Source organism: Kitasatospora sp. NPDC051702 (genome assembly GCF_040681575.1).
Lineage (GTDB): Bacteria > Actinomycetota > Actinomycetes > Streptomycetales > Streptomycetaceae > Kitasatospora.
The window spans coordinates 1-26383 of sequence record NZ_JBFAZB010000044.1 but is presented as its reverse complement, the minus strand read 5'-3'; the positions used below and the strand labels follow the sequence as shown (position 1 = coordinate 26383).

Annotated in this window: 13 protein-coding genes and 2 pseudogenes; 9 read left to right on the top strand and 6 right to left on the bottom strand. The window is 69.6% G+C overall.

Features of this window, described 5'->3' with window-relative positions:
• Window positions 1-50: 50 nt before the first annotated feature.
• Window positions 51-4037: an ATP-dependent RNA helicase HrpA gene (gene hrpA / locus AB0N04_RS29615; protein ID WP_360213132.1), complete on the bottom strand. Its 3987-nt coding sequence runs from the start codon at window positions 4035-4037 to the stop codon at window positions 51-53.
• A 419-nt stretch (window positions 4038-4456) separates the two neighbouring features.
• Between hrpA and AB0N04_RS29610 the strand changes: the two genes are divergently transcribed.
• The gene (locus tag AB0N04_RS29610) at window positions 4457-5668 is read left to right on the top strand and encodes a serine hydrolase domain-containing protein (RefSeq protein WP_360213130.1); all 1212 of its coding nucleotides are present in this window, start codon (window positions 4457-4459) and stop codon (window positions 5666-5668) included.
• Window positions 5669-5775: 107 nt separating this feature from the next.
• Here the strand turns inward: AB0N04_RS29610 and AB0N04_RS29605 are convergent, their stop codons facing one another.
• Window positions 5776-6756, bottom strand: coding sequence for a LysR family transcriptional regulator (locus AB0N04_RS29605; protein ID WP_360213128.1), 981 nt, complete (start codon window positions 6754-6756; stop codon window positions 5776-5778).
• Window positions 6757-6977: 221 nt separating this feature from the next.
• Between AB0N04_RS29605 and AB0N04_RS29600 the strand changes: the two genes are divergently transcribed.
• From AB0N04_RS29600 to AB0N04_RS29570, 7 genes and pseudogenes are all read left to right on the top strand, one after another.
• Window positions 6978-7898: a zinc-binding dehydrogenase gene (locus tag AB0N04_RS29600; protein WP_360213126.1), complete on the top strand. Its 921-nt coding sequence runs from the start codon at window positions 6978-6980 to the stop codon at window positions 7896-7898.
• Between the two features lie 96 nt (window positions 7899-7994).
• On the top strand, window positions 7995-9140 hold the full coding sequence (locus AB0N04_RS29595; RefSeq protein WP_360213124.1) for an alpha/beta fold hydrolase: 1146 nt from the start codon (window positions 7995-7997) through the stop codon (window positions 9138-9140).
• 433 nt (window positions 9141-9573) lie between these two features.
• A complete protein-coding gene (locus tag AB0N04_RS29590) occupies window positions 9574-12243 on the top strand; it encodes a TIGR02391 family protein (protein WP_360213122.1) in 2670 nt (889 codons plus the stop codon).
• Window positions 12244-12431: 188 nt separating this feature from the next.
• Window positions 12432-15989, top strand: a complete 3558-nt coding sequence (locus AB0N04_RS29585) for a DEAD/DEAH box helicase family protein (RefSeq protein WP_360213120.1) — start codon at window positions 12432-12434, stop codon at window positions 15987-15989.
• The gene (locus tag AB0N04_RS29580) at window positions 15986-17455 is read left to right on the top strand and encodes a restriction endonuclease subunit S (protein ID WP_360213118.1); all 1470 of its coding nucleotides are present in this window, start codon (window positions 15986-15988) and stop codon (window positions 17453-17455) included. The genes AB0N04_RS29585 and AB0N04_RS29580 overlap by 4 nt, the downstream gene beginning before the upstream one ends.
• Window positions 17452-19008: a class I SAM-dependent DNA methyltransferase gene (locus AB0N04_RS29575; RefSeq protein ID WP_360213116.1), complete on the top strand. Its 1557-nt coding sequence runs from the start codon at window positions 17452-17454 to the stop codon at window positions 19006-19008. The genes AB0N04_RS29580 and AB0N04_RS29575 overlap by 4 nt, the downstream gene beginning before the upstream one ends.
• 670 nt (window positions 19009-19678) lie before the next feature.
• Window positions 19679-20227 (top strand): annotated as a pseudogene (locus tag AB0N04_RS29570) (NUDIX hydrolase); the annotation flags it as partial.
• 138 nt (window positions 20228-20365) lie between these two features.
• On the opposite strand, the gene AB0N04_RS29565 reads toward AB0N04_RS29570, so the two are convergent.
• From AB0N04_RS29565 to AB0N04_RS29555, 3 genes and pseudogenes are all read right to left on the bottom strand, one after another.
• On the bottom strand, window positions 20366-20824 hold the full coding sequence (locus tag AB0N04_RS29565) for an NUDIX domain-containing protein (RefSeq protein ID WP_360213251.1): 459 nt from the start codon (window positions 20822-20824) through the stop codon (window positions 20366-20368).
• Window positions 20825-21118: 294 nt separating this feature from the next.
• Window positions 21119-21637: pseudogene (locus tag AB0N04_RS29560) on the bottom strand (hypothetical protein); the annotation flags it as partial.
• Window positions 21638-21914: 277 nt separating this feature from the next.
• On the bottom strand, window positions 21915-22781 hold the full coding sequence (locus tag AB0N04_RS29555; protein WP_360213114.1) for a class I SAM-dependent methyltransferase: 867 nt from the start codon (window positions 22779-22781) through the stop codon (window positions 21915-21917).
• Window positions 22782-22960: 179 nt separating this feature from the next.
• Here AB0N04_RS29555 and AB0N04_RS29550 point away from each other — a divergent pair, with 179 nt between their 5' ends.
• On the top strand, window positions 22961-24667 hold the full coding sequence (locus tag AB0N04_RS29550) for a proline--tRNA ligase (RefSeq protein WP_360213112.1): 1707 nt from the start codon (window positions 22961-22963) through the stop codon (window positions 24665-24667).
• Window positions 24668-24728: 61 nt separating this feature from the next.
• On the opposite strand, the gene tyrS is transcribed toward AB0N04_RS29550, so the two are convergent.
• Window positions 24729-26135: a tyrosine--tRNA ligase gene (gene tyrS, locus AB0N04_RS29545; RefSeq protein ID WP_360213110.1), complete on the bottom strand. Its 1407-nt coding sequence runs from the start codon at window positions 26133-26135 to the stop codon at window positions 24729-24731.
• Window positions 26136-26383 lie beyond the last annotated feature (248 nt).

Here is a 26383-nt window from a genome sequence, read left to right as displayed (position 1 = left end):
CGGGCCCCCAGGTCGAACCGGGACCTGAGGGCCCCTGAGGACCGCCCAGCTCAGAGCGCCGCCCGGGCCGCCTCCATCGCCTTCATGATCCGCTTCTCCGACACCGGGCTCGGCGTCCCCAACGACTGGGCGAAGAAGCTCACCCGCAGCTCCTCGATCATCCAGCGGATCGCCAGCACCTCCGCGGAGGGCTGCTGCCCGGCCGGAACGGCCGCCAGCAGCTCCCCGTACGCCTGCTGCACCTGCTGGACCTTCAGCAGGTGCTGGGCGTCCCGCTGCGGGTGGTTGGGCAGCGCCTCCAGCCGGCGGTCCACCGCCAGCAGGTAGCGCTTGAGGTCCGGCAGCCGCTGCCAGCCGGTGCCCGTGACGAAGCCCGGGTGCACCAGGGAGGCCAGGTGCAGCCGGACGTCGTTCACCGCGTTCAGCAGCACCGGGCTGCTCACCGTCTTCAGCCGGGTCGAGGCCTTGTGGAAGGCGATCAGCGCGGTGGCCGTCTTCAGCGTGGTGTCGGCCGACAGGTCGTACAGGTCGGCCCGCACCTTGTCGTGCAGCTTGCCGAAGGCCGCCTCGTCCCAGGCCGGGCCGCCCGCCAGGGTCATCAGCCGGTCCGTCGCGCAGGCCACCACGTCCTCGAACAGGGCGGCGACCGAGCCGTGCGGGTTGTGCGAGAGCGCCAGCTTCGCCTGGTTGCCCAGCCGACCCTGGATCGACTTGGCCGGGGAGGTGGTCGTCAGCACCAACAGCCTGCGGGTGCCCTCCCACATCGCCTGCGCCTGCGCCTGCGGGGTGTCGAACAGCTTGACGCCGACCGTCTCCCCCTCGTCCACCAGCGCCGGGTAGGCCCGCAGCGAGTGGCCGCGCGAGCGCTGCTCGAAGGTGCGCTGGAGCACCGGCAGACCGGCCGGCCAGGCCGTCAGCCCGCCCTGCTCGATGCCCCGGCCCGACGCCGCCGAGGACAGCGTCTCCTTCAGCTTCGGCTTGAGCCGCAGCCGCAGCTCCTCCAGGTCCTTGGACTCGGCGAGCCTGCGGCGGCCGTCCACCACCCGGAAGGTCACCTTGAGGTGGTCCGGGACCCGCTCGTCGTCCCAGGCCTCCGGCGGGACGGTGACGGCCGTCAGCCGCTTCAGCGCGCGCTCCAGGGAGGGCAGCAGCGGCTCCTGGCGGTCCTTCACCTCGCGCAGCGCGGCCTTCGCGAAGTCCGGCGCCGGGACGAAGTTGCGCCGGATCGCCTTCGGCAGCGACTTGATGTACGCGGTGACCAGCTCGGCCCGCAGACCGGGGATCTGCCAGTCGAAGCCTTCCGCGGTGACCTGGTTGAGCACCGGCAGCGGGATGTGGACGGTCACCCCGTCCGCGTCGCTGCCCGGCTCGAACTGGTAGGTCAGCTGGAAGCGGAGCTTGCCCTGCTGCCAGTGGTCCGGGTAGTCGGCCTCGGTGACGCCGTCCGCGGTGTCGTTGATCAGCATCGACTTCTCGAAGTTGAGCAGGTCCGGCTGCTCGTGCCGGGCCTTCTTCCACCAGGCGTCGAAGTGCCGGGTGGAGACCACGTCCTCCGGCAGCCGGGCGTCGTAGAACTCGAACAGGGTCTGGTCGTCCACCAGGATGTCGCGGCGGCGGGCCCGGTTCTCCAGCTCCTCGACCTCGCCGAGCAGCCGGCGGTTCTCGGCGAAGAACCGGTGGTGGGTCTCCCAGTCGCCCTCGACCAGGGCGTTGCGGATGAACAGCTCGCGGCAGAGCTCCTGGTCGATCCGGCCGTAGTTGACCTTGCGCTGGGCGACGACCGGCATCCCGTAGAGGGTCACCTTCTCGTACGCCAGGACGGCCCCGGCCTTCTTCTCCCAGTGCGGCTCGCTGTAGCTCCGCTTGATCAGGTGGCCGGCCAGCGGCTCGACCCACTCCGGCTCGATCTTCGCGTTGATCCGCGCCCAGAGCCGGGACGTCTCGACCAGCTCGGCCGACATCACCCAGCGCGGCGGCTTCTTGAACAGGCCGGAGCCCGGGAAGACCGCGAAGCGGGCGCCGCGCGCACCGCCGTACTCGCGCTTCTCCGCGTCGAAGAGGCCGATGTGGGAGAGCAGGCCGGCCAGCAGCGACTGGTGGATCCGGTCGGCGTCCGGCTCGGCGCCGGGATGCGGCTCCTCGACCGCCACGCCCAGCTGCCGGGCGACGGTGCGCAGCTGGGTGTAGATGTCCTGCCACTCCCGTATCCGCAGGTAGTTGAGGAACTCCGCCTTGCACATCCGGCGGAACGCCGAGGAGGACAGCTCCTTCTGCTGCTCCCGGACGTAGCGCCACATCGACAGGTAGGCGAGGAAGTCGGAGGTCTCCGAGTTGAACCGGCGGTGCCGGTCGTCGGCGGCCTGGCGCTTCTCGGCGGGGCGCTCGCGCGGGTCCTGGATGGAGAGCGCCGCGGCGATCACCATCACGTCGCGCACGCAGCCGTTGCGCTCCGCCTCCAGCACCATCCGGGCCAGCCGCGGGTCCACCGGGAGCTGCGCCAGCTGGCGGCCGAGCGGGGTCAGGCGCTTGCGCGGGTCCTTCTCGTCCGGGTTCAGCGCGCCCAGTTCGTGCAGCAGGTGCACGCCGTCCCGGATGTTGCGGGAGTCCGGCGGGTCCAGGAACGGGAAGGCGGCGATGTCGCCGAGGCCGGCCGCCGTCATCTGCAGGATCACCGAGGCCAGGTTGGTGCGCAGGATCTCGGCGTCGGTGAACTCGGGGCGGGAGAGGAAGTCCTCCTCCGAGTACAGCCGGATGCAGATGCCGTCCGAGGTGCGGCCGCAGCGGCCCTTGCGCTGGTTGGCGCTGGCCTGGCTGACCGCCTCGATCGGCAGCCGCTGCACCTTGGTGCGGTGGCTGTAGCGGGAGATCCGGGCGGTGCCCGGGTCGATCACGTACTTGATGCCCGGGACGGTGAGGCTGGTCTCGGCGACGTTGGTGGCGAGCACGATCCGGCGGCTGCCGGAGCGCTGGAACACCCGGTGCTGCTCGGCCGAGCTCAGCCGGGCGTACAGCGGCAGGACCTCGGTCGACTTCAGCTTCAGCCGGTTGAGCGCGTCGGCGGTGTCCCGGATCTCGCGCTCGCCGGAGAGGAAGACCAGGATGTCGCCCGGGCCCTCGGCCTGCAGCTCCTGGGCGGCCTCGCAGATCGCCTGGACCTGGTCCCGGTCGCGGTCGGCGTCGGCCGCGTCCTCGTCCTCGGCACCCTCCTCGACGAGCGGGCGGTACCGGACCTCCACCGGGTAGGTGCGGCCGGAGACCTCGATGATCGGCGCGTCCCCGAAGTGCCGGGCGAAGCGCTCCGGGTCGATGGTCGCGGAGGTGATCACGACCTTGAGGTCCGGGCGGCGGGGGAGCAGCTGCTTGACGTAGCCGAGGATGAAGTCGATGTTGAGGCTGCGCTCGTGCGCCTCGTCGATGATCAGGGTGTCGTACTGGCGCAGCTCGCGGTCCGTCTGGATCTCGGCGAGCAGGATGCCGTCCGTCATCAGCTTGACCAGGGTGTCCGGACCGACCTGGTCGGTGAACCGGACCTTCCAGCCGACCGCCTCGCCCAGCGGGCTGTCCAGCTCCTCCGCGACCCGCTCGGCCACCGTGCGGGCGGCGATCCGGCGCGGCTGGGTGTGGCCGACCAGGCCGCGCACGCCCCGGCCGAGCTCCAGACAGATCTTGGGGATCTGGGTGGTCTTGCCCGAGCCGGTCTCGCCCGCGACGATCACCACCTGGTGGTCCCGGATGGCCGCCAGGATGTCGTCCTTCTTCTGGCTGACCGGCAGCTCGGCGGGATAGGTGATCGCCGGGACGGCGCTGCGGCGCTGCTCGACCAGCAGCTCGGCGCGTTCGATGTCGGCGGCGATCTCGGCGGCGACCTTCTGCCGGGCCTCGGGCTTGCGGACCCGGCGGGCCCCCTCCAGCCGGCGCCCGATCCGGACCTGGTCGCGCAGGGTCAGTTCCGGAAGGCGGGCGGCCAGCTCGCCGATCCCTGGCCCGTCGGCGGGGGCGGCGGCGGACTGGACTGCGGGAGAACTCACTGCGGGCATCCCTCTAGGTTCGCAAGGAGGGGCGGCGGCGCGCACCTCGGTTTTCGAGCCCCTCCAGTGTCACAGTCGCCGGTGGCCGAGCGCGAACGGCGGGTCGGGTCGGGTGCGGGTGATCGGGTGCGGGGCGCCCGGGGCGGGCTGTCGGGGGCGATCGGGTGCGGGTGATCGGGCGGGGCGGCAGCGGTTCGGGGCGGATCCGGGCTCCAGCCGTCCGGGCGAAGCCGGACTCGGACGTCACGGGCATCACCTCCTACGCGGCGGACGGCTCGGCCGCCGCCGACCAGCCGGCTCCGCGCCCGTCGGGCCTCGGGCCGCGCCCGGTCGGCGGCGACGTGCGCCCGATCCGTCGGTCCCGTGCGCCACAGTGGTGGGCGACAACGGACGTGACGGGCCGTCGGCGGCCCGGAGGGCGGTGGGTGATGAGCGGCGGACCGACGGGACTGTCCGAGGAGCGGCTCGGCCGGATGCACCGGGTGCTGACCGGCCACGTCGAGGGCGGCGGGGTGCCCGGTCTGGTGGCCGCCGTCGCCCGGGACGGCGACGAACACGTGGAGGTCCTGGGCCACCACGACCTCGCCGGCACCACCCCGATGCGCCGGGACACCCTCTTCCGGATCGCCTCGATGAGCAAACCGGTCACCGCGGTGGCCGCCCTCACCCTCGTCGAGGAGTGCGTGCTGCGGCTCGACGACCCGGTCGACGACCTGCTGCCCGAGCTGGCCGACCGCCGGGTGCTGCGCCGCCCGGACGGCGAGCTCGACGACACCGAGCCCGCCGCGCGGCCGATCACCCTGCGCGACCTGCTCACCTTCCGGCTCGGCCACGGCCTCGCCATGCTCCCGCCCACCGCCCCGATCGCCGGGGCCCTGGCCGAGCGCGGGGTCGACGTCCGGGCGCCCCGGGCCGACCAGCCGGAGCCGGACGAGTTCCTGCGCAGGCTCGGAGAGTTGCCCCTGCTCCACCAGCCCGGCGCCGGCTGGCTCTATCACACCGGCTCGGCCGTCCTCGGCGTCCTGCTCGCCCGGGCCTGCGGGCGACCGCTCGGCGAGGTGCTGCGCGAGCGCGTCCTCGACCCGCTCGGCATGCGGGACACCGGCTTCGTCGTCCCGGCCGACCAGCTCCACCGGCTGCCCGTCGAATACCTGTACGACCCCGCCGGCGGGCGGCTCGTCCCCTACGACGGCGCCACCGGCGACAGCGCCTGGGCCCGCCCCGCGGTGTTCCCGGACGGCGGCGCCGACCTGGTCTCCACCCTGGACGACTACCTGGCCTTCGCCCGGATGCTGCTCGGCGGCGGCAGCCACCGCGGCGTGCGGGTGCTCTCCCGGCCGACCGTCGAGCTGATGACCACTGACCAGCTCACCCCCGCCCAACTGGCCGCCTCCGGACCGCTGCTCGGCCGGGAGGACCTCACCGGCTGGGGCTTCGGCGTCTCCGTCACCACCGCCCGGACCGGCCTCGCAGCCCCCGGCCGCTACGGCTGGGACGGCGGCCTCGGCACGGTCTGGTTCAACGACCCGGCCGAGCGGCTGACCGGGGTGCTGCTCACCCAGCGGATGTTCGAGTCCGCCACGCCGCCGGCGATCGCGCGGGACTTCGAGACGGCGGCGTACCAGGCCCTGGCGGGGTGACGGGCGGGGCGTCCCCGCGGCCCGGGTGACGGGTGGTCGCCGGGAGGGGGCGGGGGCGGGGCCCGGGTCCGGGTGGCCGGGCGGGGCGGGCGCCGGGCCGGGCGGGCTCAGGTGGTGAGCGCGGCCTCGTCGGCGTCCGGCAGCCAGTCCCGGGCCGGGTCGTACTCCAGCCACCTGCTGCGCCCGGCCTCGGCGGCGAACGCCCGGAGCAGCGGCTCCAGCAGGGCGTCGGGGCCGGCGCCGCCGCCGTCCTCGCGCCAGAGCAGCGACCATGCGTAGAGCGGCGTCGGGCCGGCCAGCGGCACCGTCCGCACCCCCGGCCGGCCCGGGCCGGGGTGCGCCTCCGGCAGCGGGCAGTCGGCCGGGACGAGCGAGAAGCAGCCGGGGTCGGTGCGGATCCGCTCGACGAAGTGCTCCGGGCCCAGGTTGGTCGAACCGATCCGCCCGGCGATGCCGAAGCGGTCGGCGAAACGGGTCAGGAAGTCCAGCCGGTCCACCGCGGCCGGGAAGCGCAGCACGCCGTCGCGCAGGTCCGCCGGGCTCAGCACCTCCCGGTCGGCCAGCGGGTGGTCGGTGCTCAGCAGGGCGTCCACCGGCTCCAACCGGACCAGTCGGTGCGTCAACCCGGCGTCGCCGCCGTCCGGCAGGGCGTGCACCCGGCCGAACCCGGCGTCCGACTCCCCGCGCAGCACCGCCGCCGCGACCGACGGCAGGTCCCGTCCCGGCACCGGCTCCACCTCCAGCCCCGGCACCCCGCCCAGCGCCTGCGCGACCGTCCGCATCGGCGCGAACAGGTGCCCCCACACGTCGATCCGCAGCGGCCGCCGGGCACCCCCCACCGCCGCCACCGCGCGCTCGCCCTGCTCCAGCACCCGCCGGGCCGGTCCGAGGAACCGCCGCCCCGCTTCCGTCAGCGCCACCCCGCGGGCGTCCCGCTCCAGCAGCCGGACCCCGAGCACCCCCTCCAGCCGGGCCACCCGCTTCGAGAGCGCCTGCTGGGTGATGCCCGACCGCCCGGCCGCCCGGCCGAAGTGCAACTCCTCCGCGGCCGTCACGAACGCCCGCACCTGCGCGAGATCGAGATCCATGACCGGCCAGCCTATGCCGCGCGGACCCCCGCCGGGCGGGCGCGGCCGGAGCCCGCCCCCGGGCCCGTCCCCGACGCCCGTGCGGGCCCGCCGGGCCCGGCAGCACAACCGGCGGTTGTCGCCGCCGCCCCCTCGTTGTTGGACCGGCCCCCGGCGGGCGCGGTGAGCTGGGGCCGTTCCCGGGCCGCCAGGGCCCGGGCGGCCGTGGAGGGAAGAGCGCGATGAGGGCACTGCTGGGCACCGGGCGGCGGGACGTACCGGTCGGCTTCGCCGAGGTGGACCAGCCGAAGCCGGGGCCGGGGGAGGCCCTGGTGAAGGTCGAGGCGTTCTCGGTGAACCGCGGCGAGACCTTCCAGCTGGAGGCCCCCCGGCCCGGTTGGCGGCCCGGGAAGGACGTCGCCGGGCTGGTCGTCCAGGCGGCCGCCGACGGATCGGGCCCGGCCGTCTGCCGGCGGGTGGTCGGCCACCCGCCGGCCGGGGGCTGGGCCGAGTACGTGGCCGTCCCGACCTCCTCGCTCGCCGAACTGCCCGACACCCTGGACACCGTCCGTGCCGCCGCACTGCCGCTCGCGGGTCTCACCGCGCTGCGCCTGCTCCGCACCGCGGGCCCGCTGGCCGGCCGCCGGGTGCTGCTGACCGGCGCCTCCGGCGGTGTCGGCCACTACGTCACCGAGCTGGCCGCCGCCGCGGGCGCCGAACTGACCGCGGTCACCGCGTCCCCGGAGCGCGGCCGCCGGCTGGCCGAGCTGGGCGCGGCCGAGGTGGTGCACGAGGTCGCGGCGGCGCGCGGCCCGTACGACCTGGTGCTGGAGTCCACCGGCGGGGCCGCCCTGCCGGTGGCGCTCGCCCGGCTGGCCCGGCGCGGCACGCTGATCTGGTTCGGCCAGGCCTCCAGGACGCCCGCCACGCTCGACTTCTTCGACTTCTTCGCCGGCCCGGAGTCCGCCACCCTGCGGCACTTCCACTACGCCGACTCCGACGCCCCCGACGGCGAGGACCTCGCCACCCTGGTGCGCCTGGCGGCGGGCGGCCGGCTGACCCCGGAGCTCGGCCGGGTCGCGCCCTGGGAGGAGACCGCCGCCGTCCTCACCGACCTGCGCGAGCGCCGGATCCGCGGCAAGGCCGTGCTGACCGTCGGCTGAGCCCGGCGCGGCCGCCGGGCGTTCCGCCCCTTCACCCGGCCGTCGACCCCTGCCCTTCCACCCCGCCCGTCCCACGCCGCCGGAAGCGAGCCCGCGATGACCGTCACGCCCGACACCGCCGATGCCACCGACACCCCTGATGCCGCTGACACCCCCGACCTCTCTTTCCTGGACGCCCCCGGCCTGACGGCCGCCTTCGTCGAGGAGACCCGCCCGCGCGCCCACGGCGCCGGCCTCGACCCGTACGAGTACGCCCGGGTGACCGCCGCCCTGACCTCCCTGCACGACTGGCCCGCGGCCTGCCGCGCCGCCGGCCGGCGGCACGCCGAGGCCGCCGGCCGGGCCGAGGCCGAGGGCCGGAGCGTCACCGCCGGCACCGGCTACCGGGCGGCCGCCCGCTGGTTCCACTTCGCCTGCCTGCTGCCGCACCCCGACCGGGCCGCCGCCGCCCGCGCCGCCACCGAGGCCGACGAGGCGATGCGGCGGGCGCTGGCCCTCCTCGAACCGGACGCGCGACGCGTCGAGGGCGAGGGCTTCGCGGGCTGGCTGCGCCGCCCCCGGGCGGCTGTCGCGGGCGGCCTCCCGGTGGTGCTGGTGGTGCCGGGGACGGACTCCGGCAAGGAGGAGTTCCACGCCGTCGCCGAGGCCCTGCTGGCCCGTGGCCTCGCCGTCCTCGCGATCGACGGCCCGGGGCAGGGGGTCCTCGCCGCCGTCAGCACCCAGGAGCCGGACTACCACCGGATCGTCGCCCGCGCCCTGGACGCCCTCGACGCGGACGCGGGCCTGGACCTGGACCTGGACCGGGTCGCCGTGATCGGTCTCAGCCTGGGCGGCCACCACGCCGCGAAGGCCGCCGCCCACGAGCCCCGGGTCCGGGCCGCCGCCCTGGTCAGCGGCCCGTACCGGCTGGACTGGGACGGCCTCGTCCCGTTCGTCACCGCGACCCTCGCCCAGCGCTGCGGCGGCCTCGACGCCGCGCGCGCCTTCGCCCGCCGGATCGACCTGACCGCGCTCGCCCCGACGATCACCACCCCGCTGCTGGTCGTCGAGGGCGGCCAGGACGGCATCCCCGGCGTCACCCCCGCGACGGCCCTCGCCGAGCACGCCCCCGACGCCGAACTGCTGCTCGTCCCGCACGGCAACCACCTGCTCGGCACCGCCCTCGCCGACTGGCTCCCGGCCACCGCCGACTGGCTCGCCACCCGCCTCGCCGCCGACGGGACGCCCGGCGACCGCGGCTGACGACCCGCGGCCGACGAGCGCGAGGTTCCCGTGTCATCACAAGGGAGGTGGGGAAAGGTTCGTTCCGCCGTGGGCGGGCATACGGAAGGCCCCGGAGAGTGGACTCTCCGGGGCCTTCCTTCTGTGGCCAGGGCCGGGGTCGAACCGGCGACCTTCCGCTTTTCAGGCCAAGCCGGGGCGGCGATATGCCCCAGTTTGGGTGATTCTGCCGTCCGTCGAAGGCTGCCGTCGGACGCCATCGTTCGGGCCGGTTGGCGTCAGCGTTGGCGTCAACCGGCTAGTCAGCGGTGCACCAGCAAGAGACTGCGCTGGCTCGCCGTCCGCGATCTTCGTGCCGCCCTGTCCTTGGATTCCCGGCACCGGCGGTGCAGCTCCTGCAGCCTCCGGCACAATCTCCGTGCGCAGGCCCCAGCGCACGCACGAGAATCATGCCGTGACCGATGACGTGCTGAACGCCCAGGACCAGGTTCTACTCCAGACCGTGTACGAGTTGATGGGACAGCGGGGATCCTGGCCGACCTTCACGGCGGTTGACCTCAAGGCCGACCGAGATCTCGGCGTCGAGGACGCCCAGGCGGCCTTGGCCGCGATCAGCTCCCGCTACGTTGCCGATCCATGGCAGGCTCATGGCTATTCGGACCAGGACGAGGTTCGGCTCACCCTCCGTGGGGTGGAAACCTGCCGGGGCGGCTCGGGCGATCTCGCTCGGCTGAGTGAGTTCGTCAAGTGGACCGTGGAGTTGGAGTTGAACAGCTCTGCCGACCCCGAGAAGGAACTCGTCGCCTCCAGCCTGGACTTCGCTGCCCACCTCAAGCTGCCGCTGAGCTCGCCTGGCGGGGACTCTGTCCCTCCGAACAGTGAGGTCATGGACGCGCGCGAGCTGATGAGCCGCTTGTTCGTCCTGGCAGACCTGCTTCCACAGCTGTGGCGGGGGAGCAACAGGCAAACGGCCAGCCCTTGGCAGTGGCAATTCCACGTGAACCGGCGAGGCACCCGGCCCTATCGCAGTGTCCAGGGAGTCGAGGGGCTGCTCGCCTTCCTGGACGGGGAGAGCACGCGCCGGCTGCCCGAGCCGCAAGCGGCCCGTGCCGTTCCCAAACCAGGAGCTGATCATCCTGCACTGCCGGGAACGGGGGACGGGGAGTTGGCCGTCCATCTGACGCTCCTCCGCCCGGAGGTGGTCGAGGTGTGCGCGCAGTTGTTGAAGGCGGACCGGTTCGACGACGCCATCTTCGCTGCCTTCCGGCGGCTCGAGCACGAGGTGCAGCAGAGGATCGGGAGCCCGGCGATCGGCAACGAGCTCGTCAGCTCCGCATTCAAGGAGAGGAAGGACGGCATCCGCATCTCAGATCGAGAGCGGGACGCCGACCGTCTCTTCGAGCTGTTCGCCGGGGCGATCGGGCTGTTCAAGGGCGACCGGTCCCACAAGGACCGGCCCTTGTTGCCCTGCCGATCGCGGCGTGAGTGCCTGCGGATCCTCGCGCACGCGAGCTCGCTGCTCGATCTTCTGGATCGCGACGTCGATCGAGCGCCCGTGGTGCGGGGCTACCGCCATGACCAGGGAACCGCGCTCACGCTGTGGGTGGAGCGCACTGGCAGCCAGGTCGAGGTGTGGCTGGATGAGAAGCACAAGCTCGAAAAGATCAGCTTCCAGACTGGCACGTTGACGGTGGATGTGGCCGGCGTGCCTGCCGGGGAGCACCGGATCCACCTGGTAGACGGAACCCGCCAAGGGCCCGAGCACGTCGTCTGGATCACCCTCGCACCGGGACAGACGAACTGGTACCGGGTAGTGGAGGTGAACATCCCACTGTTCGCCGACGTCTCGGGGCACAGCCAACATGACCTGGCTGGTGTGCGGCTCGCGACTTTGGAGGCTGGCGTTCCTGGTGAGCGAATCCTGGCGACGCGCGAGACGTACCAGGTGGGCCACTACGTCTCCTGGCACTGGGCCGCCTCCGAGCACGGAATCGGAGCGACCTGGGTGCGTAACCGACCGGGTGACCCCCTGCGCAAGGTGTGGGACGACAACGGTGTCTTCGACGGCCAGCCGGTCGCTCCCGCCCACGCCGAGCGCCTGATGAAGATCAGCATCGAGCCTTCACACCTCCTGCTGCGGGGCAAGGGCAAGACGCCGCTGCGGGTAATGGGGCATTTCACCGACGGGACCGCGACCTGGACCTCCCCCATCGACGACCCCCAAGTCGAGTCCAGTGACGAGAAGGTCGCCGTTTTCAGGGGCGGAGCCGTCTTCGCGAAGGGCCCGGGTAGGAGCGTGCTCCGGTGCCTCCACGGGGGCTGCACAGCGGAGGCGAGCTTGGAGGTCGCTGCACACCCGACCGGCACAGTCACCACGTACCTCTCGGGACTTCCTCCGGTAGCCGGTGTCGCCTGGACTCCTGGGGGGTTGGTGGTCAGCACGCGGGGACAGGAACTGTGGCGCGCGGGGAAGGACGGTGTGTACCGGCTGTTTGCCGCCGTGCCGTCACGCCTCCTTCAGAGCCTGGGCACGGACTCTGTGGCTGCCCGCAGCGACGGTGAACTCGCCGTCCGGCTCGTGGACCGACCCGGAATCCTGGTGCTCCACCACGACGGTGACTACTCCAGCAGCAAGCTGATAAGGATCTCCACTGGGCCAGGCGGCACACCGATGGCGTTCGTCTGGGAAGGCGATGACCTGATCGTGGCGATGTTCACGGGCGCCGTGCTGCGGGTGAGGATGGACGGGACTTACACGGCACTCTGCACCGTGTCCGGGCAGCCGGTCGCCATGTCCTACGCCGACGGCACCCTGTACGTGCTCTGCTCGGCTGGTCCGGAACCCCGGAACCGGCTCTGGGAGGTTCCTCTGGCGGCCGAGGCCGGCGGTCCCGTGGACCTGCTGGAGGGAAAGACACTGACAGGCTTGAACGGGGTGGCCTGGAGCAGTGAGGGAATCCTGCTGAGCGACTTCGAGGCGGGCGAGCTTGTCCGCCTCGCCGACGGGCGGATCAAGACCCTGGTTTCAGGCTTGAGGAACCCGAGCCAACTCGTGGTCGCGGACACCGGCGACATCTACGTCGCGGAGTTCGGCGCGGGTGCCGTGCGGCGGGTCATGGCGTGATCCGTCCAGAGGGCCCGACCTCGAGCAGATCAGCTGTGGCGCAGGACCAGCGAGTCGGGGAGGACTTTGCCCACAACCGTTCGCCGCTCCCGAGACCGTGCACGGCCGGGGCACATTTTGCGTAGTCTGGGTCGCTGCACCTGGATCAGTGGACAGGCACGCCCGCGTGCGGTGGACGGACGGAGCATATGGACGAGCGACTTCGGGATCTTGCCCGACGGTCCCCGAACTTCGGTGTGCTCTTCCAGTACCAACCCCTGCTCGCGCTCTACGGCGCCTTGGCAGAGGCCACGGTCTTCACCAACCCCAACGCAGCTCTGGTCCACACCGGCCAGTTCGGCGAGGTCCTGGCCAAGGAACTGGTCACGAGGGTGGGTCTCCGGGTCGACGGCGCCCAGCAGGTCGATCGGCTGGCTGCCCTCACGCGCATCGGCGCCCTCACTCCGCAGGTGCGGAACGCGTTCGATGAACTGCGCAAGGACAGGAATCGCGCAGCCCACGATCACCTGTTCGACTCGGTCCGCGCTCTCAAGGCGATCGAGGCCGCCTACGATCTGGGCAGCTGGTTCCACCTCTCCGTCTCCGGCAAGCGAACCGTCACCGCCTTCGTCCCTCCGACTGCTCCCACAGCTGATCAAGGGATCACCGACCCTGCGGAGATTGAGAAGCTCCGTGCTGAGCTGGAGCGCTACGGTCGTGCCCTCGCCGCGTCCCGGACGAAGCTGGCGGAGTCCCGACAAGCACAAGCCGAGGCCGAGCAGCGCGCGCGGGATGAGGCTGCGGCCCTGGTCGCGAGCGCAGCGGCCGGTCGCGCCGAGTTCGCATCGCGGATCGACGAGCTCGAAAGGGAGATCGCAGCACTCCGCCAGGACCAGCAGCGGGACTACGAGCGGGCTCGCAAGCAGCCCGCACCAGTGGCGCGTGCGGCTCGTGAGGCGATCGTGGAGCGGGCCCAGCGGCCCAAGCCGCTCAGCGAGGTCCAGGCCCGTGAGGCGATCGACCGGATGCTCGTCGAAGCTGGCTGGGTCGTCCAGGACCGCGAGGACCTCAACCCGCTCGCCGGCCGCGGCGTCGCCGTCCGCGAGTTCACGGTGGCCACCGGGCGGGCCGACTACGTCCTGTACGTCGACGGGTCCATCGTCGGTGTGGTCGAGGCCAAGCGAGAGGGCGAGGTACTGAGCCGCGCCTTGGCCCAGAACGACCGCTACGCGCGTGGGGTCCTCAAGGAGTTCCGACTCGCCGTGTGGCGTGAGAGCGAGCCGTTCGCTTTCCGCTACGCGACGACCGGCGCCGAGACCTACTTCATCAACCGGATCGACCCGGAGCCGAAGTCCCGCGAGGTCTTCTCCTTCCACCGGCCCGAGACGATCTCGGCCTGGATGCGTCGCGCGGACGAGCGCCCGCAGGCACCGACCCTGCGCGCTGGATTCCGGTCTATGCCGGTGCTGGAGACCGGTGGCCTGCGCCCCGCCCAGATCGAGGCGATCACCAAGCTCGAGACCTCGCTCGCCGCGGATCGTCCGCGAGCGCTGATCCAGATGGCCACCGGTTCAGGCAAGACGTTCACCGCGGTGACGGAGGTCTACCGGCTCCTCAAGTACTCGCAGGCCAAGCGGGTGCTCTTCTTGGTGGACCGGAACAACCTCGCGAAGCAGGCGCTCGCGGAGTTCCGCAACTACACCACGCCGGACGACGGCCGGAAATTCTCCGAGCTGTACGGCGTGGATCGACTCGGCGCGGCGGGGCTGCAGGAAACCTCCTCCGTGGTCATCGGCACCATCCAGAAGATGCATTCGCTGCTGCGCGGCCGGACGTTGGTCGACGACGATGCGGCAGACGACCGTGCCGACGAAGCCGACGAAGCGTTCGAGAGTGGTCGCCCGGTCGAGGTCAGCTACAACCCGGATGTACCGATCGAGTCGTTCGACCTGATCGTGGTCGACGAGTGCCACCGGTCCATCTACGGGTTGTGGCGCGGAGTACTCGAGTACTTCGACGCCCACCTCGTGGGACTCACTGCCACCCCCACGGCCCAGACCAAGGGATTCTTCGACCAGAACCTGGTCTCGAGCTACTCCTTCGCCAAGGCCGTCGCTGACGGCGTGAATGTCGACTTCGACGTGGTGGAGTTGCTGACGGACGTCCAGAAGGACGGCTCCGTCATCGAGGCGGGGACCACGATCCCGATACTCGACCGGGCGTCGCGGCGCCGACGCTTCGAGGAGCTCGAGGACGACTTCGCGTACTCCGGCAAGCAGCTCGGCCGCTCGGTCATCGCTGAGGACGACATCCGCACGGTCCTGCAGACCTACCGGGACAACTGGCAGCGCTGGTTCCCCGGACGGCAGGACGTCCCGAAGACCCTGATCTTCGCGGCCAGCGAAGCGCACGCGGAGGAGGTCCTCAAGCAAGCACGGGAGGTCTTCGAGCGTGGTGATGATTTCGCTGCGAAGATCACCTACAAGAGCCGGGAGAACGGTCAGAACCCGGATGAGCTGATCAACGACCTGCGCAATTCGCCGCGGCTCCGTATCGCCGTGACCGTCGACATGATCGCCACGGGTACCGATGTGCGCGCGCTCGAGTGCGTCATCTTCATGCGCTCGGTCAAGAGCGCAGTGCTGTTCGAGCAGATGAAGGGGCGAGGAGCTCGGTCGATCGACCCGACCGAGCTGAGCGAGGTCACGCCGGGCGCCGACGAGTCCTTCCCGCCCGTGGTGAAGGACCGCTTCCTGCTCATCGACGCCGCAGGAGTCACCGACACTCCGCTGGTGGAGGCCAGCCCCCTTCCCACTGCTCCGGGGATGTCGCTGCAGAAGCTGCTCGACAAGGCTGCGTCCAAGGCGATCAGTGCCGAGGAGACCGAGGTGCTGGCCCGCCGACTCGGTCGGCTGGCAAGGCAGCTGACGAACGAACAGCACGAGACGATCGCCCATGCCGCAGGTGGCGTCAGCTTGATGACGATCACCAGGTGGCTGACCGACGCCTGCGATCCGGATTGCCAGGAGCAGGTCTTGCTGAACGAAGGGCCGGCAGCGGCGCGGCAGCTGATCGTCGACGCGACCGCTCCGTTGGCGAACGCCGAACTCCGCAAGGTCATCATGGGGATACGGCGGCAGGAAGACCTGACGATCGACGAGGTGACCGTCGCCACCATCACGACTCTTCGCGAGGTTCCGCGTGAGGAGCGGGCGCAGAAGTACGTATCGGACTGGCACAGCCTGCTGGACAGTAAGCGGGACGAGCTGACTGCGATCGGGGTCGCCCTCGGCCAGACACGGGTGGCACCGGACGTTGCGTACGCTGCACTGCGGGAACTCGCTACTTACATCAAGCGCCCGCAGTACGACTGGACGCCCCAGATACTGTGGCAGGCGTACGAGGACCTGGGCCGTGCCGTCGCGCGACCTGGCCAGACCGCGGGTGTTCCTGACCTGATCTCGCTCATCCGCTTCGAGCTCGGGGCAGACAGCGAGCTCCGGCCGTACCGCTCGTCGGTCGAGGAACGCTTCGCAGGCTGGCTGCTACGGCAGCACCAGGCCGGTGCTACGTACAGCTACGAGCAGATGTGGTGGTTGGAACGGATCTGCAACCGGGTGGCCAGCGATGTCGGTGTCGAGGTAGAGGCCCTTCGACACGAACCTTTCACTGAGCGCGGTGGAAGCCGCGGCTTTATTGCCGCTTTCGGCGGCGATCCAGGAGCTGCTCGGAAACTCCTGACGGAACTGAACCAGGAACTGGCGTGAGCAACAGCAGAGCTATTGAGGCCCTTCCGTCTGGCTGGACTCGGGGGCATCTTCGCGATGTCCTCATTGCTATCGAGGCTGGAAAGTCCTTCACCTGCGAACCCCGCCCTGCCGAAGAGGGTGAATGGGGGATCATCAAGGTTAGCGCCATGACTTGGGGAAGTTTCCGGGCTAGCGAGAACAAGGCGGTGCCTGCCGGGAAGGAATTCGATAAGAAGCATGAGATCCGCCCAGGCGACATTCTGATCAGTCGAGCGAACACCCGTGAATACGTTGGGGCTCCCGTTCTGGTAGGGGAATGCCGCCCCAAGTTGCTCCTGTCGGACAAGAGCCTGCGCCTTGTGCCGAGCTCAGAGGTTGACCGCAAGTGGCTGCTTTATCTGCTTTCCTCGCCCGGAGTCCGCAAGTACATCTCCGACACGGCGACAGGCACCAAGGACTCCATGCGCAATATCTCCCAGCAGGCGCTCATGGATACTCCTATCGACATCCCACCGTTCCTGGAGCAACAGCGCATCGTTGATGCCATTGAAGACCACTTGTCTCGACTCGACGCAGCGGGCAAACTGATCGAGCGGAGTTCCATCCGTTTGCACAGGCTTCGTAACACGGTGTCGGATCCGACTTTCGGATACACCGTGGGCGGGGATGCGGATGCCGCTGACCTCCCGGTTCCCGCTGGCACGATCGACTCCGACCTCCCGCGAGTCCCGCATGGATGGCGATGGCGCCGCCTGGAGGATGTCGCCGAGGTCGTCGGTGGAGTCACTAAGGACAGTAAGAAGCAGAGCGACCCGGACCTGCCTGAGGTCCCGTACCTTCGGGTCGCCAATGTCCAGCGCGGGCGGCTGGACCTAGACCAGATCTCTGTCATCAGAGTGCCGGAAAGGAAGGCCAAGGCGCTGGCGCTCCAGCCCGGTGATGTCCTCATGAATGAGGGAGGGGATCGTGACAAGCTCGGGCGCGGGTGGGTATGGGAAGGGCAGATTCCCGGCGTCATCCATCAAAACCACGTCTTTAGGGCCCGCGTGCTCTCGGGGGAAATCGAGCCGAAGCTCCTGTCTTGGTATGCAAATGGCTCCGGGGCCTGGTTCGAGCGCAATGGCAAGCAAAGCGTGAATCTGGCATCCATCAGCCTATCGAAGATCAAAAAATTTCCGCTGCCCGTTCCGCCCTCTACCGAGCAGCAGCGGATCGTTGAGCGCATTGAGAACGATCTTTCGGTGATGGACAATGTGTGCGAACTGGTTGCACGATCCCGCGTGCGATCCATCTCCCTCCGCCGTGCTCTCCTCGCTAAGGCATTCTCCGGCCGACTCGTTCGCCAAGATCCAAGTGACGAGCCAGCAGGTGTGATGCTCATGCGCGTTGCAGCCGAACGCGGGAGCACCAACGCCAAGCCGAAGCGCCAGCGCATGACCCAGCGCACCCGCTCCACCACCGCCCAGCAGGAGTTCGACGTATGACCACCGCCGCTTCCGCCCAGACCGGCGCCCTGGTAGCCAAGCTCTGGAACTACTGCAACGTCTTGCGTGACAACGGCCTTTCCACCATTGAGTACGTCGAGCAGCTCTCGTACCTGCTCTTCCTCAAGATGGCCGACGAGATCGCTACCGACCCGTTCGCCGACGACCCCTCCGCTGCGCGCATCGTCCCGGCTGAGTACGACTGGCAGGCGCTCGTCTCCAAGACGGGCGTCGCTCTGGAGGAGCAGTACCGCAATACCCTCACTGAGCTGGCGAAGCATCCCGGAACGACTCTCGGCACGATCTTCGCCAAGGCACAGAACCGCATCACTGAGCCCGCGCTGCTGCAGAAGCTTGCTGTCGATCTGATCGGCGGCCAGGACTGGACCGGTACCGGGACAGACCTCAAGGGCGACGCGTACGAGGGCCTCCTGGCCAAGGGGGCCGAAGACACCAAGACTGGTGCCGGCCAGTACTTCACCCCCCGTGTGCTGATCGACGCGATGGTGGAGGTGACCCAGCCGACGCTCGAGGACACGATCACCGATCCGGCATGCGGTACGGGCGGATTTCTCATCGCCGCTCGGCAGTACATCCGCGAGCACTACGGCAGCAGCATGTCCCGCGAGCAGCGGCTCGAGCTAGAGACCAACATCTTCGGCACTGAGCTGGTGCCAGGCACGGCCCGCCTCGCCGCGATGAACATGCTGCTTCATGGCATCGGTCACAGCGACGGCCCATCGCTGATCAACGTCGGGGATGCCCTGGCCAAGAAGCCGTCGCGTCACGCATCGCTCGTCCTGGCGAATCCGCCGTTCGGGAAGAAGTCCGCCATCACGGTGATCGGTACCGACGGGAAGTCCGAGCGGGAGGACATCTCCTACGACCGCGATGACTTCCGTGCCAGCACCACCAACAAGCAGCTCAACTTCCTGCAGCACATCATGTCGCTGATGGCCATCAACGGCCGAGCCGCCGTCGTCCTGCCCGACAACGTCCTCTTTGAGGGAGGGGCGGGCGAGAAGATCCGACGTCGGCTGCTGCAGGACTTCGACCTGCATACGATCCTTCGGCTGCCGACTGGCATCTTCTACGCCGGAGGTGTCAAGGCGAACGTACTGTTCTTCGACAAGAGGGCCCCGCGGACCGACGGTAAGCCGCACACCAGCATCACCTGGGTCTACGACCTCCGCACTGCCAAGCACTTCACGTTGAAGACCAGGCCCCTCCGCCAGGCCGACCTCCAGGAGTTCGTGGACGCGTACCTGCCGGGCAAGGATCGGGCCGAGCGCACTGAGCTCGAGTCGGGGCGGTTTAAGCCCTTCACGTACGACGAGCTGATTGCGCGTGACAAGGTCAACCTCGACATCACCTGGATGAAGGACCCGGCGCTGGACGACGCGGACAGCCAGTTGCCGCCCGGCGTGATCGCCCAGGAGATTGTCGAGGACCTGAAGACCGCCCTGGCCGAATTCGAGGCCATCGCGGAAGTGCTCGGGGTGGACCCGGACGAGCTGGTCAGCGAGGAAGAAGCTGTCGAAGCCGCTGGCTAACGGACGTCTCTCCACGCGGGTCTTCTGAGTAGCGGGTGAGACCCCTCGACTCGACAGCGTGTGGGGTAGTGGAGCCAGCCCCCACCACCCCACACGCTAGTCAGACGTCGATACGGGTGATCTTCCGGCCTGCCTTGAGGTAGAAGGTCGCCTCGTCGGCGAGTTCGGCTTCGCCGACGAGCGTAGACAGTGCCTGCTGGGTGCTGCCCTCGTCGAGCTGGGTGGTGTGCTGCTCGCCATCGACGCCCTAGGCGAGCGCGGGCAGACCGTTCTGGGCGGCGACGCGGTATTGGTGCGAAGCCCAGGGCCTGGTGTGCACGGGGCGACCAGCGGGGTCTCGGCGTGGTCTTCAACCAGACCCCGCCGAAGGTTCTACGCCTCGTCGGAGGTCCGCTCCGTTGCCGACGCGGTTGGTGAGGACAACCAGGACCAAGCAGCGGCTTCTCCAGCTTGGCCGCGAAGCTCTGGGGAACCGGACTCACCCCGAACACAGCCACGATCGAGCCGGCATATGCGGCGGCCATCATGGAATGGATGCTCCCGCCGACCAGCGTGAGGGCGATCATCCACGAACGAGGCTGGTTCACAGCGCTCAACGTGCACCGCCTAATCGGCAGTTGTGGTCAACTATGCCCACTGCCGCCTTCGCAGGATGTGATTGCTGATGAGCACTCAGGCCGATGGGCTCGAGCCGTGGAAGATCTACGGCGACCGCGTGGTTTATGACAACCCATGGGTGCAACTGGCGCTCGTAGACGTTGAGCCGCCTGGCGTGGCGCGCTTCGAGCATCACGTCGTGCGGTTGAAGCGCGTGGCCATCGCCGCGGTGCTGGACGCCGATGACCGCGTGTTGATGCTCTGGCGGTACCGCTTCGTGCCGCAGTCCTGGGGCTGGGAGCTTCCCGGTGGCATCGTCGATCCCGGCGAGGACGGTCTGGGGGCTGCTCTGCGCGAGGTCGAGGAGGAGACCGGCTGGCGACCGGATCACCTCGACCACGTGGTTACGTTCCAGCCGATGGTCGGCATGGTGGACTCGCCGCACGAGGTGTTCGTCGGCCAGGGGGCGACCCTCGTGGGCGCGCCCGAGGACGGCGAGGAGGCCGGCCACGTCGCGTGGGTTCCGATGTCCGAGATCCCGATGCTCATGGCGGAGGGGAAGCTCATGGGCTCGGGAACCCTCGTGGCGCTCCTGCATGTCCTGGCGTCCCGTAGGCAGTGACAGCTGGGCGGATTTCCGCGCTCATCGTGGTGCTTCGAACTTTCCAACCAGCTGGTCGATTCCGGCGCGTTGGCGGGCTACCCCCGTGCGGTTGGCCAGGAGCCGCGCCTGACGGAGGTGGTTCACCACGCTGGCGGTTCAGCCGAGGTAGGGGTAGGTGCCGGCTAGGTAGTCGCCGATCTGCTGACGCATGCTGCGGTGGATGGCGTACTGGGCGAGATCGACGGGCTGGACGAAGCGGACAGCGTCGGCTTCGTCGTTGACCGTCGGCTCGCCGTTGACAGGGCGGCCGATGTAGGTGGTCTCGTACTGCTGGCGGATCTCGCCATCGGCGTAAGCGACGATGTGGTTCGGATCGGTGTAGACGCCGAGGAAGCCGGTGATCCTGGCGACAATGCCGGTCTCCTCCAAACACTCGCGGACCGCACACTGGGCCGCGGTCTCGCCGATGTCCTGGGCCCCGCCGGGCAGCGCCCACTGGCCGGTGTCACGGCGGCGCTGGAGCAGGATGGCGCCGTGGTTGTCGACGACGAGCAGGTTGCTGGCAGGGATCAGCGTGTTGGCCTTTGGAGCGTCGGGGTCGTTGTAGTACTCGATCCGTCGTCCGGTGGCGGTCCCGCTTGACCCGCTGAGAAGGTCTTGGGGCTCCGGAGCGGGCCGCCTACGCGACGGCGGCCCTGTTGGGCTCCGTACCAGTGCGCGCACATCGGAGGCGGCCGCCGGTGAAACCAGTGGGACCGAGGAGCGCCTTGGGACGGGGCGAGGCTCCGGAGCGGACGGATCGCCGAGCACACGGATCACCGGCTTCCGATAAGACACAGCCATGCCGGAGGCGGTCGTACATTTCACCAGCTCAAGCGCGATCTCACAGGTCACGGGGCCATCAACGTCCTCCAGCGCACGTTGGAGATCGGGGACTGTCTTGAGCAGCTCCCACGAGCCGCTCGCGAAGCAGAACTCTCCGAGTGCGGGCTCGGCGGCGAGCCTGAACGCGACGGACGTGCTTGGCGCCGGACCTCGGCCTGACTTCGCCTTCAGCCGCCGCTCTTCGAAGGTCGAAGGGCACCCGCACGGTTTGCCAGCCTCCACCTCCGGCGCGAGGAGCTGGGCACCGTCGCACTCGTGCAGCTTCTTGCCCTTGTAACCGAAGAGCACCATGCGGACCTGGACGGCGGATGGTCCGTCAAGGACGATCCGTACCGTGTCGTAGTCGGTCAACACCTCCCAAGAGTCCTCGGTGGTCGTCTCCCACTGCGCAGGCTCGCCACCGAGCAGTCTGGCGACGTCCGTGGCGACGTTCGGGGCAGCCATAGTCACGCGCCAGGTGGCGAGTGACTCGGGCCGGTTGTCGACCCTCCGACCGGTCCGGAAGTGGCCGACGTAGTCAGCCTGATTGACCAGCCGCTGCATCGGGCCAGCTGCTTGCGGGCTCCATGCCATGGGCAATACCTCTCGGTGCAGCGGGATGATCAAAGAGAGCCGCCGCAGTGCGGTCATGAAGATGCTCTCCGCGCTGTCGCCCGTTTGTTGAAGTCCGCGCTCGCTCGGCCACGACCTAATGGGCGGAGTCGCTCATAGCGGCGACTGTAGCGGCCCTGCCCAGGTGAGCGACGTCTGGAGCCGCTACGCGACATCAAGTAGCTGAATTTGCATGATTGTTGGCGCTCATCTGGTTGGAGATGACACTTCAGAGACAGCTACTGGGGCGGGCAGCAAAGAGGATGTGGGTACCGCCGTCTCGGGCGCCGAGGCTGGCGCAGGCGGCAGTCTCGTAGGCGAGGAACCGCTCCCAGAGCTGAGGGGCGCGTTCAATGTTGGCGAGGACGGCCGGGTCTTCGAGGCTCGCCCAGTTGCTGGCCGAGCCCGCGAGGATTTCGCCGCCGCACTCGGCGACGAGGTCGGTGAGCTGTTCCCAGGTGAACATGCGGCAGACGTGGGCCGCGTCAGGGACGTGGCGTAGGTCGCCGGTGCGGATCACGGCATCGGCGACGTCGATGCCATGGCGGATCGCGAGCTGGGTGGCACCGGTGAGGCGGGCCCGCCAGCTTCCCCACAAGGACATCACCGAGGCGACCACGATGCCGCCAGGCTTCAGGATCCGGAGGAGGCCGGTGAGTGCCTCGTGCTCCTGGTCGAAGGCGTACGAGAGCGGGCCGCCGTAGGCGAGGATGAGGTCGAACGCGGCGTCGGGGAAGCGGCTGGTGTCGCGGATGTCCAGTGTGTGGCGGCATTCGACTGCGTCTTCGGCCACCGCTGCGGACACGTTGGCCTCATTGAGGCGGAGCTGGACGGGCGAGATATCGGTGACCACCACGCGTGCACCGTGTTCGGCGAGCACGATGGTGAATCGCCCGGGGCCGGCCCCGATCTCAAGTACGCGCTGCCCTTCACGCAGATGGGGCTCCAGGAAGCGTCGGTGGATCTCGAAGGGGACCCTGCCAGCGACGTCCTTGGCGAGCCGGTCCTCTTCACCCTCGGCGAGGGCGTCGTAGTAGCGGCGGATGCCCTCGACGGACCGATCGCTGCTGGGCAGGTCGGCTGTGTTGCCAGACATCTGCCTCCGTTCGGGCTGTCGCGTGTCGAGCTGTGACCCTGAGGGCCTCTCACCTGGGCTTCTCAAAATGGGGTGATTCGGGCAGAGCTCAGCCACTAGGATCCGTTCCCCGTCGTGATGTCGGCGCGAGCGCCGCCGCGACACTCCGCAGCTTCACCGAGAGGACGGTCTCCGGTCCTATGCGTTGGTCCCAGCTGTACGTGCCCACTCTCCGGGAGGATCCGGCGGACGCGGATGCGGTGAGTCACCGCCTGCTGGTGAGGGGAGGGTTTGTCCGGCAGCTGATGGCCGGTCACTACTCCCTGCTGCCGCTGGCGGTGCGCGTCCGCGCGAAGATCGTGGACATCATCCGCGAGGAGATGACCGCGATCGGCGCCCAGGAGTTTGCCCTGCCGGCCATGCACCCGGCGGAGATCTGGCAGCGGACCGGCCGCTGGGAGGTCATGGGCGAGGAGATGTTCCGGCTCAAGGACCGCAAGGGCGCGGACATGGCCCTCGGCATGACCCACGAGGAGATCTTCACCGTCCTGTCCCAGGAGCTGCGCTCGTACCGGGACCTGCCGCAGATCTGGTACCAGTTCCAGACCAAGTTCCGCGACGAGGCGCGGCCCAAGAGCGGCCTGCTCCGGGTGCGCGAGTTCACCATGAAGGACTCGTACAGCTTCGACGTGGCGGACGGGGGCCTGGACCGCTCGTTCGACCTGCACCGGGGCGCGTACGAGCGGATCTTCGAGCGGCTCGGCCTGCCCGCCATCGCCGTGCAGGCATCCAGCGGGAGCATGGGCGGCAGCGCATCGGTGGAGTTCATGAGCCCCTCCGCCGCCGGCGAGGACCTGGTGGTCCGCTGCCTCGGCTGCGGCTACGCCGCGAACACCGAGAAGGCCACCTCCGCCCTGGCCGCCGTGGCGGACGGCCCCGGCCTGGACGTGCCGGAGCGATTCGACACCCCCGAGGCCCGGACCATCGAGGAGCTGGCGCGCCTGCACGGCGTCCCGGCCGAACGCCAGATCAAGACGCTGGTGTACGTGGTCGACGACCAGCTGACCCTGGTCCTGCTGCGCGGCGACCACAGCCTGGTGGAACAGAAGCTCATCGACACCCTGGCCGCCACCGCCGTGCGGCCGGCTACCGCCGAGGAGATCCAGGCCGCGCTGGGCGCCGCGCCCGGCAGCCTCGGGGCGGTCGGCGTCACCGGACTGCCGATCCTCGCGGACGAGGCCCTGCGCGGGCGCACCGACATGACCACCGGCGCCAACACCGATGGCGTCCACCTGCGGGGCCTGTCGGTGGAGCGGGACATCGCGGTGCAGCGGTGGGCGGACCTGCGCGAGGTCGTCTCCGGCGAGCCCTGCCCCAACTGTGGCGAGCCCCTGGACGTGGTGGTCACCATCGAGGTCGGCCACATCTTCAAGCTCGGCCGCAAGTACACCGAGAAGCTCGGCGTCACGGTGCTCGGCCCCGACGGCGACCGGGTCGTCCCGACCATGGGCAGCTACGGCATCGGCGTGGAGCGCGCGATGGCCTCGATCGTGGAGTCGCACCGCGACGAGAAGGGCATCGTCTGGCCGCTCTCGGTCGCACCGTTCGAGGTCGCGCTCGTCGTCCTGGGCGTCACCGACGCGACCGTGGCCGAGGCAGCCGAGGACCTGTACCGGCAGCTACGGGCCGAGCGGGTGGATGTGCTGCTGGATGACCGCAACGAGCGGCCCGGGGTGAAGTTCAGCGACGTCGAGCTGATCGGCATCCCGTACCGGATCACGGTCGGGGCCCGCGGCCTCGCCGAGGGGACGGTCGAGGTCACCACCCGGGCCACCGGCGAGATGCAGCTGGTGCCGGTGGCCGAGGTGGCGGAGCACGTGCGCAAGCTCCTGACTTCCGCCAGCTGAAGCTCGGCTCAGCAGCGTGGGGTGGGGTGGCCAGTCCGGCCGCCCCACCTCACGCTGCTGCTCAGACGTCGATGCGGGCGATCTTCCGGCCGGCCTTGAGGTAGAAGGTCGCCTCTCCGGCGAGCTCGGCCTCTCCCACGAGGGCGGACAGCGGCTGCTGGGTGCTGCCCTCGTCGAGCTGGGTGGTGTGCTGCTCGCCGTCGACGCCCTCGGCGATCAGGCGAAGGCCGTTCTGAGCAGCGACTCGGCGGGCGGCCGAGTTGCTGGCGGCGAAGCCCAGGACCTGAGTCAGCAGGGCTACCAGCGGAGTCTCGGCGTGCTCCTGGAACGAGACGGCCGGGAGGTTCTGCGCCTCGCCGAAGGTCCGCTTGGAGAAGCGGGCGGTGAACTCGGCTCGGGCTGCCTCAGCAGCCTTCAGGCCGTGCAGGGCCGCAGTGACCTCGCCAGCCAGGATGCGCTTGACGGCCATGGGGTGCGCGGTGCCGTCCGCTACCCGGCCAGTGACGGTCGTGATCTCCTCGTCGGTCCACTCGGTGAGCTGCTTGAGGTAGGGCTCGATGAGGTGGTCCGGGATGGACATCACACGGCCGAAGATCTCGTCCGGGGAGGAGGAGAGTCCGACGTAGTTGCCCTTGGACTTGCTCATCTTGGCGCCGGTGCCGTCGGCGCCCTCGATGAGCGGGGTGGTGATGATGACCTCGGGGGTCTGGTCCCGGATCTCCATGACCTTGCGGCACATCTGGAGGTTCAGCAGCTGGTCCACGCCGCCGAGCTCGACGTCCGCTGTGATGGCCACGGAGTCCAGCGCCATCACGACTGAGTACACGAACTCGGCGACTGACAGGCCGTCACCCGCGGCGAGACGACTGCGGAAGTCGTCACGCTGGAGCGTCATCGAGACCGGGACGTGGGCCAGGATCCCCACCAGCTCGGGCAGGCTGACCTTGTTCAGCCACTCGCCGTTGAAGCGCAGGTCCGCACGCGTGAAGTCGATGAACGGCGTGACCTGCTGCTGGTAGCCGCTGAGGTTGTGGGCGATGTCGGCGTCGGTCAGTGGCGGTCGCTCGGAGGAGCGGCCGGACGGGTCGCCGATCTTGGCTGTGACGTCGCCGATGATGAAGACGACGTGGTGCCCCATCCGCTGGAACCGGGACGCAATGATGATCGGCACCGAGTGACCCAGGTGCACGTCCGGGGACGTCGGGTCGATCCCGTACTTGACCACGAGCGAGCGCCCCTCCCGCTGGGCAGCGGCGATCTTCTCCGCGAGCCCGGAGGCGGAGGGAATGACGTTGATCGCACGGCCTTCGACCAGCGCGGCCTGCTCGGCCGGCGAGAGGTCGGACAGGTCCAGCGAGCGCCGGCGATACGTCTCTTCCAAGAGCCGGGCGACCATATAGTCCGCGGCCAGGTCCGATCCCTTGAGGATCTCCATGGCGCGGACTACGGACTCGGTGAGACGGCTCATGGCGTCGTTACGCTCCTGGCTCTGTTGGCCGGCCTAAGCCAGCACCTACGGCGGAGCAGGGCGAGTTTAGCGTCGCGGTATGCGGAACCGCAGTTGGTTAATTACGCGCAGTGCCGAGACAGCGTTGGAGGAGTCGTCCACGCCCGGGTGGTCGGGAAGCTCCTATAGATCGTCAAGCGGTCTGTGGGAGCGATTCAGTGGTTTGGATCGTGCGGGGTAGGTGGCGGTAGATCTCGCGGGCGACGAAT

Coding starts and splice junctions, on each gene's coding strand:
- hrpA (WP_360213132.1), bottom strand. CDS start 4,037: ATGCCCGCAGTGAGTTCTCCCGCAGTCCAGTCCGCCGCCGCCCCCGCC.
- AB0N04_RS29610 (WP_360213130.1), top strand. CDS start 4,457: ATGAGCGGCGGACCGACGGGACTGTCCGAGGAGCGGCTCGGCCGGATG.
- AB0N04_RS29605 (WP_360213128.1), bottom strand. CDS start 6,756: ATGGATCTCGATCTCGCGCAGGTGCGGGCGTTCGTGACGGCCGCGGAG.
- AB0N04_RS29600 (WP_360213126.1), top strand. CDS start 6,978: ATGAGGGCACTGCTGGGCACCGGGCGGCGGGACGTACCGGTCGGCTTC.
- AB0N04_RS29595 (WP_360213124.1), top strand. CDS start 7,995: ATGACCGTCACGCCCGACACCGCCGATGCCACCGACACCCCTGATGCC.
- AB0N04_RS29585 (WP_360213120.1), top strand. CDS start 12,432: ATGGACGAGCGACTTCGGGATCTTGCCCGACGGTCCCCGAACTTCGGT.
- AB0N04_RS29575 (WP_360213116.1), top strand. CDS start 17,452: ATGACCACCGCCGCTTCCGCCCAGACCGGCGCCCTGGTAGCCAAGCTC.
- AB0N04_RS29555 (WP_360213114.1), bottom strand. CDS start 22,781: ATGTCTGGCAACACAGCCGACCTGCCCAGCAGCGATCGGTCCGTCGAG.
- AB0N04_RS29550 (WP_360213112.1), top strand. CDS start 22,961: ATGCGTTGGTCCCAGCTGTACGTGCCCACTCTCCGGGAGGATCCGGCG.
- tyrS (WP_360213110.1), bottom strand. CDS start 26,135: ATGAGCCGTCTCACCGAGTCCGTAGTCCGCGCCATGGAGATCCTCAAG.